The sequence below is a fragment of the Curtobacterium sp. VKM Ac-2887 genome, assembly GCF_015350935.1.
In the GTDB taxonomy this organism is placed as follows: domain Bacteria; phylum Actinomycetota; class Actinomycetes; order Actinomycetales; family Microbacteriaceae; genus Curtobacterium.
Genome location: NZ_JADKSB010000008.1, coordinates 86,714 through 100,454 on the forward strand (window position 1 = coordinate 86,714; position 13,741 = coordinate 100,454).

General features: G+C 69.9%; 13 protein-coding genes. All 13 read left to right on the forward strand.

The window, feature by feature from the left end; translation table 11 throughout:
• The first annotated feature begins 122 nt into the window (after positions 1-122).
• The 13 genes from ITJ69_RS10995 (at position 123) to ITJ69_RS11055 (ending at position 13,707) form a co-directional block, all read left to right on the forward strand.
• The gene (locus ITJ69_RS10995; protein ID WP_123672266.1) at positions 123-1,238 is read left to right on the forward strand and encodes a mannose-1-phosphate guanylyltransferase; all 1,116 of its coding nucleotides are present in this window, start codon (positions 123-125) and stop codon (positions 1,236-1,238) included.
• 80 nt (positions 1,239-1,318) lie between these two features.
• Positions 1,319-3,244: an alpha/beta hydrolase gene (locus tag ITJ69_RS11000; protein WP_194672773.1), complete on the forward strand. Its 1,926-nt coding sequence runs from the start codon at positions 1,319-1,321 to the stop codon at positions 3,242-3,244.
• Between the two features lie 4 nt (positions 3,245-3,248).
• A complete protein-coding gene (locus ITJ69_RS11005) occupies positions 3,249-3,767 on the forward strand; it encodes a hypothetical protein (protein WP_228505420.1) in 519 nt (172 codons plus the stop codon).
• Between the two features lie 38 nt (positions 3,768-3,805).
• The gene (locus ITJ69_RS11010) at positions 3,806-4,273 is read left to right on the forward strand and encodes a hypothetical protein (protein ID WP_159573031.1); all 468 of its coding nucleotides are present in this window, start codon (positions 3,806-3,808) and stop codon (positions 4,271-4,273) included.
• Between the two features lie 234 nt (positions 4,274-4,507).
• Positions 4,508-5,572 (forward strand): BMP family lipoprotein, encoded by a 1,065-nt coding sequence (locus ITJ69_RS11015; RefSeq protein ID WP_194672775.1) that lies wholly within the window; start codon positions 4,508-4,510, stop codon positions 5,570-5,572.
• A gap of 87 nt (positions 5,573-5,659) precedes the next feature.
• On the forward strand, positions 5,660-7,180 hold the full coding sequence (locus ITJ69_RS11020; protein WP_123292184.1) for an ABC transporter ATP-binding protein: 1,521 nt from the start codon (positions 5,660-5,662) through the stop codon (positions 7,178-7,180).
• 55 nt (positions 7,181-7,235) lie between these two features.
• Positions 7,236-8,597: an ABC transporter permease gene (locus ITJ69_RS11025; protein WP_173169379.1), complete on the forward strand. Its 1,362-nt coding sequence runs from the start codon at positions 7,236-7,238 to the stop codon at positions 8,595-8,597.
• Positions 8,594-9,883 carry an ABC transporter permease gene (locus ITJ69_RS11030; RefSeq protein WP_123338926.1) on the forward strand — a complete coding sequence of 430 codons (1,290 nt, stop codon included), beginning with the start codon at positions 8,594-8,596 and terminating at the stop codon, positions 9,881-9,883. The genes ITJ69_RS11025 and ITJ69_RS11030 overlap by 4 nt, the downstream gene beginning before the upstream one ends.
• A 163-nt stretch (positions 9,884-10,046) precedes the next feature.
• The gene (locus ITJ69_RS11035) at positions 10,047-10,445 is read left to right on the forward strand and encodes a cytidine deaminase (protein ID WP_123339066.1); all 399 of its coding nucleotides are present in this window, start codon (positions 10,047-10,049) and stop codon (positions 10,443-10,445) included.
• Positions 10,446-10,450: 5 nt separating this feature from the next.
• The gene (locus tag ITJ69_RS11040; RefSeq protein ID WP_194672776.1) at positions 10,451-11,749 is read left to right on the forward strand and encodes a thymidine phosphorylase; all 1,299 of its coding nucleotides are present in this window, start codon (positions 10,451-10,453) and stop codon (positions 11,747-11,749) included.
• A gap of 120 nt (positions 11,750-11,869) precedes the next feature.
• A complete protein-coding gene (locus tag ITJ69_RS11045) occupies positions 11,870-12,982 on the forward strand; it encodes an adenosine deaminase (protein ID WP_194672777.1) in 1,113 nt (370 codons plus the stop codon).
• A gap of 3 nt (positions 12,983-12,985) precedes the next feature.
• Positions 12,986-13,432, forward strand: a complete 447-nt coding sequence (locus ITJ69_RS11050; protein ID WP_123938688.1) for a PTS sugar transporter subunit IIA — start codon at positions 12,986-12,988, stop codon at positions 13,430-13,432.
• The gene (locus ITJ69_RS11055) at positions 13,429-13,707 is read left to right on the forward strand and encodes a PTS sugar transporter subunit IIB (protein WP_123292189.1); all 279 of its coding nucleotides are present in this window, start codon (positions 13,429-13,431) and stop codon (positions 13,705-13,707) included. The genes ITJ69_RS11050 and ITJ69_RS11055 overlap by 4 nt, the downstream gene beginning before the upstream one ends.
• Positions 13,708-13,741 lie beyond the last annotated feature (34 nt).

The following is a 13,741-nucleotide window of genomic DNA, read 5'->3' on the forward strand; positions in this document are numbered from 1 at the left end:
GACGGGTGAACAACGCGACGCCGTCGCCGCGCGCACGCCGACGATGCCCTGCGGGAGCCCGCATGCGGGAATCGTGCGGAGACCACCCAGGATCCGCGCGGCAGGACCGGTACGGTGAGCGCGTGGCTGACGCTCTCGAAGACTTCTACGCGATCATCCCCGCAGGGGGCATCGGATCGCGCCTGTGGCCGCTGTCGCGCGCGGACGCACCCAAGTTCCTGCACGACCTGACCGGGTCCGGCACCTCGCTGCTCCGGCAGACCTGGGACCGGCTCGCCCCGCTCGCGGGCGAGCAGCGGATCATGGTCGTGACCGGACGGGCGCACCGCGTCGCCGTCGAGTCGCAACTGCCGGGGGTCGAGGACCACAACGTGGTGCTCGAGAGCGAGCCGAAGGACTCCACGGCGGCCATCGGCCTCGCCGCGGCGATCCTCGTGCGCCGCGAACCCGACGTCGTCATCGGCTCCTTCGCCGCCGACCACGTCATCGGTGACGCCCGCGGCTTCCGCCGTTCGGTGCGCGAGGCCGTCGCCGTCGCCCGCGCCGGGTACATCACCACCATCGGCATCACGCCGACCGAGCCCGCGATCGGCTTCGGGTACATCCACGCGCACGGCGACACCCTGGACATCGAGGGCGCACCGACCGCGCACGCCGTCCGGTCGTTCGTCGAGAAGCCCGACCTGGACACCGCACGCTCCTATGTCGAACAGGGCACGTACCTGTGGAACGCGGGCATGTTCATCGCCCGCGCCGACGTGCTGCTCGAGGAGATCGGCCGGAACAACCCGACGCTGCTGGCCGGCATCAACGAGCTGGCGGACGCCTGGGACACCTCGGCCCGCGGCGCGGTCGTCGACGCGGTGTGGCCCACGCTCGAGAAGATCGCGATCGACTACACGGTCGCCGAGCCTGCTGCCGCGGCCGGACGCATGGCGGTCGTGCCCGGTGACTTCGACTGGGACGACGTCGGCGACTTCGCCTCGCTCGCCAAGCTGCAGTCCGGTGGTCGTCCGAACAACCTCGCCGTGCTCGGTGACGGCGCCCGGATCCTCGCCGACTCGTCGAGCGGCATCGTGATCTCGCACAGCCAGCGGCTCATCTCGCTCATCGGGGTCGAGGACATCGTCGTCGTGGACACCCCCGATGCGCTGCTCGTGACGACCAGCGCGAACGCGCAGCGGGTCAAGGGCGTCGTGGATGCGCTCAAGATCAGCGGCCGCGGCGACGTCCTCTGACGACGTCGTCCCGGGCTCCCGTCCGGTGATGTGTCAGGTGTAGGGTCGCTGGGGAGCGACACGGGGGAGACACGGGGGCGATGGTGGACATCGAGTTCGACGCGGGGGACGCGTCAGCACTGGCAACGGCGGTACGGGCAGCAGCAGCGACCCTGCGCGGGCAGGGCGGGAGCCGTTCGGGAGCGGCGGGGTCGGCACTGGCGGACTTCGCAGGCTCGTACGCCGACCGGTTCCGTGACGCCGTCGTCATCGAGGCCGAGGATCGCGGCAAGCTCGTCGGGGTCCTGACCGACCTCGCGTCCGGCGTCGACCGAGCCGTCGAGCGCGCCGAGCAGGAGCGCGAGCGTGCCCGCGCGCACGCCGCCTGGAAGGTCCGAGAGTCCGAGCGTCAGCGGACGGCCGTTGATGCGCTCGCCGGACCGTTCTCCGGCGCGGCGGTCGATCTCTGGGGGACGTTGACCGACCGGGAGCCCTCGAACGAGCCGCTCACTCGACCAACCGTGGACGCCGAGTTCCGCGGCCGTGAACGTGCTCGGTACGGAGCGGGTGCGAGCCGGGGGAAGAGCTCCGCCGACCCGACGGCACTGCGCGCGTTCGTCTCGACGGTGGCAGGGCTCGACACCGCGGCCTCGGCTGAGGCGGCGCGAGTGCGTTCGGCCTGGTCGTCGTTCCGGTCCTCGTGCGCATGGGTGCAGGTCGACCGCGGCAGCATGCCGGCTGGGTTCGACCGGTACGTCGCGGAGAACGACGAGGACCGGTCCTGGATCGCCAAGACCGCCAAGGCGTTCGAGGATGCAGGCGGCGGCGCGCTCGCCGACGCCGTGCTCGACATCGCTGCCATGGGCCGGGCAGCGCCCGCGGTGCAGGGTCTGCTGGCGCCCGGACTGACGCCGACGCAGGTCGCAGCGAAGTGGGCGGCGCTCGGTCTGACCACGGCCGACGCCGATGCGCTCCGTGCGCTGCCGACGTCGGTGCTGTCCGAGCTCGGCAACCTGGAGGGCATCCCGTACTGGGCTCGGAGCACGGCAAACGTCGTGGTGTTGAACCAGCGATTGGGCGACGTCGAGCTCGAGATCGAGAGTCTTCTGGCGTCCGTGGCGTCCACGGGCGACGAGGGCGCCGCACGCGCGGCGGCACAGCGGATCGCGGCGCTGAAGAGCGAGTTGAAGTCGCTGCGCAACATCAACGCCGCCGTTCGCGAGGACCAGTTCGACGGCCCCCGCTATCTGATCTCGTTGACGGATGACCACCCCCCGCTTGCCGCAGTGTCGATCGGTGACCTCGACACGGCCGACTCCGTGACCTGGGCCGTGCCAGGCATGAACACGACGACCGCGGACATGACTTCGTGGACGACTGCGGCGCAGAACGTCTACGAGCAGCAGACGCGTCGTGGGGATGCCGCTGGTCGTGCCGTGGTTGCCTGGATCGGGTACGACGCTCCGACCCCAGCGGACGTCCTGCTCATGGGGAAGGCCGATCGTGGCGGCGAGAACCTCGCCGCGTCGATCCGCGGGTTGAACGCCGTGCGTGCAGGGCGGATGCCGGAGACGAACATCGTCGGGCACTCCTACGGAACGACCACTGCGGCGGTCGCGCTCTCGAAGCCGGGCGTCCACGTCGACCGGTTCGTGGCGCTCGGTTCGGCAGGGCTGCCGGATGACGTCCGTTCAGCCGACGACTTGCACGCCGGACGCGTCTACGCCGCGCAGGCAAAGGACGCGCCCGTGGGCAAAGTCGGCAAGGGCGACGAGTGGGCTTCCTTCGGGCGAGACCACAGCATCGGGCACCGCGTGGATCCTATGTCGGAGGCCTTCGGTGCGACGGTGTTCGGCGCCGACGGCACGACGGTGCAGGGCGGCGAGAAGCTGAACTCGGTCCTGCACCACGATCCACTGAACGGCGACCGGCGGGGGTATCTCGACCGTGGCACCGAGACGCTGCACAATGTCGGACTCGCGATCAACGGGCGGGATGACGAACTGACCCCGGCTCGAGCCAGGTGAACGCATGGAACGACTGAGGAGAACGATGATCGTCGCAACGCCCGTCCGACGCGTGGCAGGGAGCGCACTTGCGCTCGTGATGGTGATCGCAGTGCTCGCCGCTTGTGCCCGGCAGCCAGAGGAAAGGAAGTCCTCCGTGGACCCTGACACCGCGAAACAGCAGATGATCGATGCGATCGACGACGTCACGAAGCATCTGGGCGGCGTGTGGAAGCCTCGCACCGGCCCTGACGCTCCTGAGCACTGCGAGCTGCCTGACGGGACGCAGGGCGCCCACTGGGTGTACCTCACCGGCCGGACTTCAAGCGGCGACTCGGAGGACCCGGAATCTGACGCGAAGGCGACGCTCGCCCGCTGGAAGTCCCAGGGAATGAAGATCGAGCGCTGGGCTGACCCCGATGGGCCTGCGATCGTCGGCCGCGGAGGTGGTTCGATCGACTCCATCAACCTCTACGCGTTCCCGGGCAACTACACCGTCGAAGCCATCTCGCTGTGCTTCCCTGGTGACGCCGACAGCTTGTGACACGTGGACGGGCTGTGGGACGCAGCTTCGTCGGTTCTGTGCTCCTCGTCGGCATGCTGCTGGTGGGGGCGACCGGTTGCGACGCGCAGAGGACCGGCACCGGTGCATCTGAGTTGCGGGAGCCACAGGTGAGTGCGGACGCCGCGAAGCGACAGATGGTGGAAGCGGTCGACGATGCGACCGAGCGCCTCGGCGGCGATTGGAAAGCGCGCACCGGGCCGGACTACGCGGAGGATTGTGTCCTCGCGGACGGCGAGGCGGGCGCGCAGTGGCGCTACCTCACGGGGAGCACGCTGGCCGGGCGACCCCAGGCCGACGCCGCTCGGATGACCGAGCACTGGGAAGCGCAGGGGATGAAGGTCACCCGGCGTGATTCCAGTGACGGGCCCGCGAACTTCGGCGACGGCGCCGGCAAGGTGTCCTCGATCAGCGTCTACGCCTACTCGGGGAACTACACCGTCCAAGCCGTCTCGCTGTGCTTCCCGGGTGACGCCGACGAACTCTGATCTCCAGAGATCCGCCGGTCCGGCGACGTCCTGTAGCGCTCCACCGACAAACCCCTCGAACTGGGGGTCCGAGCGTGACCCCGCGTTACGAGCGCGTTTCGGCGCGGTCGCGATCCCGTAACTGATCCGTCCTGTGCTCAGAACGGGTCCTGTACCGGCCGGGCGGTCGTGTACTGTCGCCACGATCGCCCGGAACGCACGTGGTCCGGGCACGCTCCCCGGAGGAACCCACCCGTGACATCTCGTACCCGACGCGTCGTCCTCAGCGGCTTCGCGCTCCTCGGCACCGCCGCCGTCCTCGCAGGCTGCGCCTCGGCGCCGTCCGAAACGACGACCGCCAAGAAGACCGACTTCCGCCCCTGCATGGTCTCCGACGCCGGTGGCTTCGACGACAAGTCGTTCAACCAGCTCGGCTACGAGGGCATGAAGGACGCCGCCAAGGACCTCGGTGCCACCTACAAGGAAGCCGAGTCGAAGGACGCCACCGTCTACGACTCGAACATCCAGCAGCTCATCGGCCAGAACTGCAACCTCGTCGTGACCGTCGGCTTCAACCTCGCCGACGCCACGAAGAAGCAGGCCGCGGCGAACCCCGACACCGACTTCGCGATCATCGACGACAGCTCGATCGACGCGAAGAACGTCAAGCCGATCACGTTCGACACCTCGCAGGCCGCGTTCCTCGCCGGCTACGCAGCGGCGTCCTACTCGAAGACCGGCGTCGTCGGCACCTTCGGCGGCATGCAGATCCCGACCGTCACCATCTTCATGGACGGCTTCGCGGACGGCGTGAAGTACTACAACGAGCAGAAGGACAAGGACGTCCAGGTCAAGGGCTGGAACGTCGACACCGGCAAGGGCTCCTTCACCGGTGGCTTCGAGGCCGGCACGCAGGCCAAGTCGGTCGCGCAGACGCTCCTCGACCAGGACGCCGACGTGATCCTGCCCGTCGGCGGTCCGATCTACCAGTCCGCTGCCGAGGCCATCAAGGACGCCGACAACGGCTCCGTCCTGATCGGTGCGGACAGCGACCTCTACGAAGCCGACCCGCGCTACAAGGACATCGCCTTCACCTCGGTCGAGAAGGGCATGCGCCCGGCCGTGAAGGACGTCGTCGAGCAGGCGGCCGACAAGAAGTTCTCGAAAACCCCGTACGTGGGCACGCTCGAGAACGAGGGTGTCGGCATCGCGCCGTTCCACGACTACGAGTCCAAGGTCGACAAGGGCCTGCAGGGCGAACTGGACGACATCAAGGCCGGCATCATCGACGGCTCGATCAAGGTCAAGACCCAGTCCTAACCCGATGGACGCGGGCGGGGGATCTTCCCTCGCCCGCGTTCTCGTGCGCCCGCGTGGCGCGCGCGAGACAGAAATAGACTCCCGAACATGAAGCTCGAACTCCGCGGCATCACCAAGCGGTTCGGCGCCCTGGTCGCCAACGACCACATCTCGCTCACCGTCGAGCCGGGTGAGGTCCACTGCCTCCTGGGTGAGAACGGCGCCGGCAAGTCCACCCTGATGAACGTCCTCTACGGCCTGTACGACGCCGACGAGGGCGAGATCCTGCTCGACGACGTGGTCCAGGACTTCGACGGCCCCGGTGACGCCATGCGCGCCGGCATCGGCATGGTGCACCAGCACTTCATGCTCGTGCCCGTCTTCACCGTCGCCGAGAACGTCATGCTCGGTCAGGAGCAGACCACCTTCGGTGGACGGCTCGACCTGGCCGGCGCCCGCAAGCGGGTCAAGGAGATCTCCGACCGCTTCGGGTTCGACGTCGACCCCGACGCCAAGATCGAGGACCTGCCCGTCGGCGTCCAGCAGCGCGTCGAGATCATCAAGGCGCTCTCCCGCGACGCCTCCGTGCTGGTGTTCGACGAGCCGACGGCCGTCCTCACCCCGCAGGAGACCGACGAGCTGATGGGCATCATGCGGCAGCTCCGCGAGGCCGGCACCGCGATCGTCTTCATCACCCACAAGCTCCGCGAGGTCCGCGAGGTCGCCGACCGCATCACGGTGATCCGGCTCGGCAAGGTCGTCGGCGAGGCCTCGCCCGCGGCGACCAACAACGAGCTGGCCGCGATGATGGTCGGCCGTGCCGTCTCCCTCGTCGTCGACAAGACGCCGTCGACCGGCGGCGAGGACGCCCTGGTCGTCGAGGGCCTCACCGTGACCGACCCGTCCGGCATCGTGCTCGTCGACGACGTGTCGTTCTCGGTCCGTCGTGGCGAGGTCCTGGCGATCGCCGGGGTGCAGGGCAACGGGCAGACCGAGCTCACCGAGGCGATCCTCGGTCTCGAGCCCGTCCACGCCGGCCGCATCACGCTGGACGGCAAGGAGCTCACCGGCCGCAGCGTCAAGCAGGTGCTCGACGCCGGCGTCGGCTTCGTGCCCGAGGACCGCAAGGAGGACGGCCTGGTCGGCGAGTTCACGATCGCGGAGAACCTCATGCTCGACCGGTCCGACCACGACGCGTTCGTCCGCGCCGGCACCATCCGCGCCGCCGAGCGCGACGCCTTCGCCGACGAGAAGATCGCCGAGTTCGACATCCGCACGCCGGGCCGCGCGACCGCTGCCGGTCGGCTGTCCGGCGGCAACCAGCAGAAGATCGTCCTCGCCCGGGAGCTCAGCCGCGAGCTCCGGCTGTTCGTCGCCGCGCAGCCCACGCGCGGCATCGACGTCGGGTCGATCGAGTTCGTGCACAAGCGCATCGTCGCCACCCGCGACACCGGTGTGCCCGTCATCGTCGTCTCCACCGAGCTCGACGAGGTCGTGGCACTGGCCGACCGCATCGCCGTCATGTACCGCGGCGGCATCGTCGGGATCGTGCCGGCGACCACCCCGCGAGACGTCCTCGGCCTCATGATGGCCGGCGAGATCCCAGAAGGAACGGAGCTGGCCGCATGACCGGTTCGGCCGGCGAGATCCAAGCCACATCCACGACCGGAACGGAGCTGGCAGCGTGACCGCGCAGGACCCAGACAACACGCAGCCCACTGCCGGCACCGAGGCAGACGCCCCGCTCACCGACGACCGTCTGCAGGAGGCGCCGGAGACCCCGCACCTGATGACGGACTCGGCGGACGACACCGAGCGCCGCAACGGCGCCCCCGGCACCGACCGCTGGCACGCCGCGATGCAGAGCATCCTGAACGGATCCGTGCTCGTCACGGTCCTCGCGGTCGTCCTTGCCCTCGTCGCCTGCGGCATCCTCATCGCCCTGACCGACGAGAACGTCCGCGCCACGGCCGGCTACTTCTTCGCCCGTCCCGCCGACATGCTCCAGGCCATCGGCACCGCGGTCGGCGGCGCCTACGCCTCGCTGTTCCAGGGCTCGGTGGTCAACTTCGGCGCCACCAGCTTCCAGCAGGCGATCGCCCCGCTCACCCGGTCGATCGACTACGCGGTGCCGCTCGTCGTCGCCGGCCTCGGGATCGCGTTGTCCTTCCGCGCCGGGCTGTTCAACATCGGCGGCCAGGGCCAGATCCTGATGGGGGCCGCGGCCGCCGGCTGGGTCGGGTTCTCGTTCGACGGCCCTGCCGCGATCCACATCCCGCTCACGATCGTCGCCGGCATCGTCGGCGGTGCGGTCTGGGGCGGCATCGTCGGTGTCCTCAAGGCGCGCACGGGTGCGAACGAGGTGGTCGTCACGATCATGCTCAACTACGTCGCGCTCTACCTGGTCAGCTACCTGCTCCGGACTCCCGGTCTGCTCCAGGCTCCGGGCAGCAGCAACCCGATCTCCCCGGCAACGAAGGACAGCGCCCTCCTGCCGCAGCTCTTCGGCGTGCGGTACGGCGTGGACCTCGGCTTCATCGTCGCGATCATCGCGGTCGTCGTGGTCTGGTGGCTCGTCAACAAGTCGTCGCTCGGCTTCCGGTTCCGCACCATCGGTGAGAACCCCCGCGCCGCCCGCGTCGCCGGCATGAGCGTGCCGGCGCTGACGATATGGGTGATGGTCATCTCCGGTGCCCTCGTCGGCATCGCCGGCGCCTACCAGGTGCAGGGTGCGGTCACGACGGGCTTCACCTCGGGCATCGACGCCGGCATCGGCTTCGACGCGATCACCGTCGCGCTGCTCGGCCGCTCGAAGCCGTGGGGCGTGTTCTGGGCCGCGATCCTGTTCGGTGTGCTGAAGAACGGCGGCTACGCCATGCAGGCCGCCAACGGCATCCCGATCGACATCGTCGGTGTCATCCAGGCCCTCATCGTCCTGTTCATCGCGGCGCCGCCGCTCGTCCGCGCGATCTTCCGTATCCCGCAGCCGGGAGCCCGCCAGCGCACGAAGACGAGCAAGAACAGCAAGAAGGCGGTCGCCGCGTGAGCACCCTCAGCCCCACCGCGGCGCCCGCGTCGCCCCTGTCCGACCGTCCGGTCGAGACGACCCGCAGCTGGAAGCTCCCGATCGGGTACGCGGTGTTCACGCTGCTCGCGGTCGTGTTCTTCGTCCTGCTCAGCCGTGCCGGCACGACTACCTTCCGGCTCGCGAACGCCGGCGACTTCGTCGCGCTGCCGAACGTCCCGCTGTCGGCGGCACCGACCGGCTACGTCGTGGTCGTGCTCCTGGCGATCGCCACGGTCTACGCCTTCGTCGAGGTCCGTGCGTACCGGCACGTCCCGCTCTGGGTCACGTCGGTCTTCGCCATCGTCTTCGTCGTCGGCTTCCTGACGTGGGCAGCGGCCGGCGCCACGATCCCGCTGCCCGGCCTGCTGGTCGGCGCACTCGGGCTGAGCGTCCCGCTCGTGTTCGGTGCCCTCGGCGGCGTCATCTCCGAGCGGGTCGGCGTGGTCAACATCGCCATCGAGGGCCAGTTCCTCGCGGGCGCGTTCACCTCGGCGCTCATCGCGTCGCTCACCGGCTCCGCGTGGGTCGGACTCGTCGGTGCGCTCGTCGCCGGTGTGCTCGTCTCGTTCATCCTGGCCGCGTTCAGCATCAAGTACCTCGTCGACCAGGTCATCGTCGGTGTCGTCATCAACGCCCTCATCTCGGGGCTGACCGGCTTCCTGTACTCGCAGGTGCTGTCCCCGAACGAGACCACGCTCAACGTCGGCGTCCGGTTCCCGAAGTTCGAGATCCCGCTGCTCCACCAGATCCCGGTCATCGGTCCGGTGTTCTTCGAGCAGAGCGTCATCGTCTACCTGGCGTACGTGGCCGTCGCGGTCGTCACCTTCGGCCTGTTCAAGACCCGCTGGGGCCTGCGCCTCCGCGCGGTCGGCGAGCACCCGCAGGCGGCCGACACGGTGGGCATCAACGTCACGAGCACCCGGTTCTGGAACGTGTCGCTCGCCGGCGCGATCGCCGGCCTCGGCGGTGCGTACTTCACGCTCGACGCGGTCGGACCGTTCACGAAGGACATGACCGCGGGCGCCGGCTACATCGCCCTGGCCGCCGTCATCTTCGGCCGCTGGGACCCGATCAAGGCCACGCTGGCGGCGCTGCTGTTCGGCTTCGCGTCGAACTTGCAGAACACGCTCGGGGCGATCGACTCGCCCGTGCCGAGCGAGTTCCTGCTGATGCTGCCGTACGTGGTGACGATCTTCGCGGTGGCCGGCCTGGTCGGGCAGTCGCGCGGTCCCGCCGCGTCCGGCAAGCCGTACATCAAGAGCTGACGGCCAGGAGGCACGGCACATGACCGAAACGCACGCTGCGGACGACGGCACGGCCGCGTCCACCGACGCGATCGCCTGGACGGACCCGGCCACGGCCCTGCGCGCGGGAGGCGGCGACACCGCCGCCGACGGGGCGGACGCAGCCACGGGCCTCCCGGTCGACGTGGACTGGGGCGCTCTCCGCGACGCCGCCACGGCCGCGATGCGGCGTGCCTACGCGCCGTACTCGTCGTTCCCGGTGGGCGCCGCGGCGCTCACCGACGACGGCCGGATCGTCTCCGGCTGCAACGTCGAGAACGCGAGCTACGGGGTGACGCTCTGCGCGGAGTGCTCGCTCGTGTCGCAGCTGCACATGACCGGCGGCGGCAAGCTCGTCGCGTTCACGTGCGTCGACGGCGACGGGGCGACCCTGATGCCGTGCGGCCGCTGCCGCCAGCTGCTGTTCGAGCACTCGACCGAGGGCATGCTCCTCGAGACGGTCTCGGGCATCCGCACCATCGACGAGGTCCTGCCCGACGCGTTCGGGCCGCGCACCCTCGCCACCTACCAGCAGGAGCACTGATCCCCATGGCCGTCGAGCCGTTCGACACCGTCGACCTCATCCGTACGAAGCGATCCGGCGGCGCCCTGAGCACCGCCGAGGTCGACTGGCTCGTCGACGCGTACACGCGCGGCTACGTCGAGGACCCGCAGATGGCCGCCATGGCGATGGCGATCTTCCTGAACGGGATGGAGCGGCGCGAGGTCAAGGACCTCACGCTCGCGATGATCGCGTCCGGGGAGCGGATGTCGTTCGGGTCGCTCGGCAAGACGACCGTCGACAAGCACTCCACGGGCGGGGTCGGCGACAAGATCACGCTGCCGCTCGCACCGCTGGTGGCGTCGTTCGGCGTCGCGGTGCCGCAGCTGTCCGGCCGTGGCCTCGGCCACACCGGCGGGACGCTCGACAAGCTCGAGTCGATCCCCGGGTGGCAGGCTGCGCTGTCGAACGACCGGATGATGGAGATCCTGTCCGACGTCGGTGCGGTCATCTGCGCCGCCGGCTCGGGTCTCGCACCGGCCGACAAGAAGCTGTACGCCCTGCGCGACATCACCGGCACCGTCGAGTGCATCCCGCTCATCGCGTCGAGCATCATGTCGAAGAAGATCGCCGAGGGCACCGGTGCGCTCGTGCTCGACGTGAAGTTCGGCTCCGGTGCGTTCATGCCGACGTACGAGGCGTCGCGCGAGCTCGCGCAGACGATGGTCGACCTCGGGAACGACGCCGGGGTGAAGACCTCGGCGCTGCTGACCGACATGGAGGTCCCGCTCGGCCTGACGATCGGCAACGCACTCGAGGTGCGGGAGTCGGTCGAGGTGCTTGAGGGCGGCGGTCCGGCCGACGTCGTGGAGCTGACCGTGGCACTGGCCTCGGAGATGCTGACGCTCGCCGGGATGCCGGACGCCGATCCTGCGGCTGCACTGGCCGACGGCCGGGCGATGGACACCTGGCGTCGGATGATCTCCGCGCAGGGTGGGGACCCCTCCGCCGCGCTGCCGGTCGCCCGCGAGCAGCACGTCGTCACGGCGCCGTCGTCCGGTGTGCTGGCGCAGCAGGACGCCCTGCCGTTCGGCGTCTCGGCCTGGCGCCTCGGTGCCGGTCGTGCCCGCGCGCAGGACCCGGTGCAGGCCGGGGCGGGCATCGAGCTGCACGTCAAGCCCGGTGACACCGTGACCGAGGGGCAGCCGCTCTGGACGCTGCACACCGACGACGCCTCGCGGATCCCGCGGGCGCTCGAGTCGCTCGAGGGTGCGTGGTCGATCGGCTCGTCCGACGCTGCCGTGACGGCCCGCGGGCCGATCGTGCGGGAGCGCATCGCGGGCTGAACGCGACTGTCCGACCGACTGGAGGCTCTCTGCACACGTGTGGAGAGCCTCCAGTCGGTTCGTCCGTCTGTTGTGCACAGGTGCCTGCGCGCGGTCGGTGACCACCGATAGCCTGGACGCATGAGCGCCGACGCCCCGACCTACCGCCTGCCCGACGCCGGGGCGGTCATCAACGACCTGCCGAAGGTCTCGCTGCACGACCACCTCGACGGCGGCCTGCGCCCCGCGACGATCGTCGAGCTGGCTGGTGCTTCGGGTGTGACGCTGCCGACCACCGACCCGTCCGAGCTCGGGCAGTGGTTCGCCGACCAGTCGAACTCGGGCTCGCTCGTCGAGTACCTGAAGACGTTCGACGTCACCACCTCGGTCATGCAGACGGCTCCGCAGCTGCACCGCGTCGCGAAGGAGTTCGTCGAGGACCTGGTCGCCGACGGCGTCGTCTACGGCGAGGTCCGGTGGGCCCCGGAACAGCACCTGCAGGGCGGGCTGACGCTCGACGAGACGGTCGAGGCCGTGCAGGCCGGCATCGAGGAAGCGGTCGACGCCGCCGGCGGCAGCATCCGGGTCGGCCAGCTCGTCACCGCGATGCGCCACGCCGACCGCTCGCTCGAGATCGCCGAGCTCGCCGTCCGGCACCGTGACAACGGGGTGGTCGGCTTCGACATCGCCGGTGCCGAAGCCGGGTTCCCCGCCTCGAACCACCGTGCCGCGTTCGACTACCTCGCATCCGAGCTGTTCCCCGTCACCGTCCACGCGGGCGAAGCCGACGGACTCGCCTCGATCCGGTCCGCGCTCGTCGACGGCCGCGCGCTGCGCCTCGGGCACGGCGTCCGGATCTTCGAGGACGTCACCCTCTCCGACGCCGGTGACGGGTCGACGCTGGCCTCCCTCGGCGAGGTCGCGTCGTGGGTCCGCGACCGCGAGATCCCGCTCGAGGTCTCGCCGTCCTCCAACCTGCAGACCGGTGCGATCGCGGCCTGGGGTGACGACCTCGCCGACCACCCCTTCGACGTGCTCTACCAGCTCGGCTTCCGGGTCACGGTGAACACCGACAACCGCCTGATGAGCGGGACGTCGCTGTCGAAGGAACTCGCACTGCTCGCCGGCACGTTCGGCTACGACCTCGACGACCTGGCGGCGTTCCAGATCAACGCGGCGCTCGGTTCCTTCCTGCCGCTCGAGGACCGCGAGGAGATCATCGCGACCATCACCTCCGGGTACTCGGAGGCCTGACGCATGGGACTGCCGCCGCTGCCGGACGCCGCCGTGCTCCTCGGGGCCACCGCGCCCACCTGGCGTGACGCGATGCGCCTGGCCGGCGGCGCGCTCGTCGCGTCCGGGGCCGCGACCGACGAGTACACGGACGCCATGATCGGCATGGTCGAGGAACACGGGCCGTACATCGTGATCTCCCCGGGTCTGGCGTTCGCGCACGCCCGACCGGGTGGCGCGGTCCTGCGCGACGGGCTCGCCGTCGTGACCCTCGAGACACCGGTCGCGTTCGGCCACCCGCACAACGACCCGGTCCGCGTGGTCCTGGGGCTCGCGGTCGCCGGGGTCGGCACGCACCTCGAGTCCATCGGCGAGATCGCGAACCTGTTCAACGACCAGGCCGTCACGGGGCGGATCGCCGACGCGACGACGGCGGACGAGGTCCGCACGATCATGGGGGTGTCCGCGTGAAGATCGTGACCATCTGCGGCGCGGGCATCGGCTCGAGCGGCATCCTGAAGGTGAACGCCGAGAAGGCGTTGTCCGCCCTCGGCCTGCAGGCATCGGTCGTCGCAGCCGACGTGGCCTCGGTGCGCGACGTGTCCGACGACGCCAACGTGATCCTCACGAGCCAGGAGTTCGTCGAGGCGATCGGCGACACCTACGCCGAGGTCATCGTGATCCGGAACCACTTCGACCAGGGCGAGATCACGGCGGCGGTGGACCGGGCGCTCGGCGAGCACTGAGGCGGGTGCGGCGGCGGCCGCTGGGGCGGGAGCG

Coding starts and splice junctions, on each gene's coding strand:
- ITJ69_RS11000 (WP_194672773.1), top strand. CDS start 1,319: ATGGTGGACATCGAGTTCGACGCGGGGGACGCGTCAGCACTGGCAACG.
- ITJ69_RS11005 (WP_228505420.1), top strand. CDS start 3,249: ATGGAACGACTGAGGAGAACGATGATCGTCGCAACGCCCGTCCGACGC.
- ITJ69_RS11020 (WP_123292184.1), top strand. CDS start 5,660: ATGAAGCTCGAACTCCGCGGCATCACCAAGCGGTTCGGCGCCCTGGTC.
- ITJ69_RS11040 (WP_194672776.1), top strand. CDS start 10,451: ATGGCCGTCGAGCCGTTCGACACCGTCGACCTCATCCGTACGAAGCGA.
- ITJ69_RS11045 (WP_194672777.1), top strand. CDS start 11,870: ATGAGCGCCGACGCCCCGACCTACCGCCTGCCCGACGCCGGGGCGGTC.
- ITJ69_RS11050 (WP_123938688.1), top strand. CDS start 12,986: ATGGGACTGCCGCCGCTGCCGGACGCCGCCGTGCTCCTCGGGGCCACC.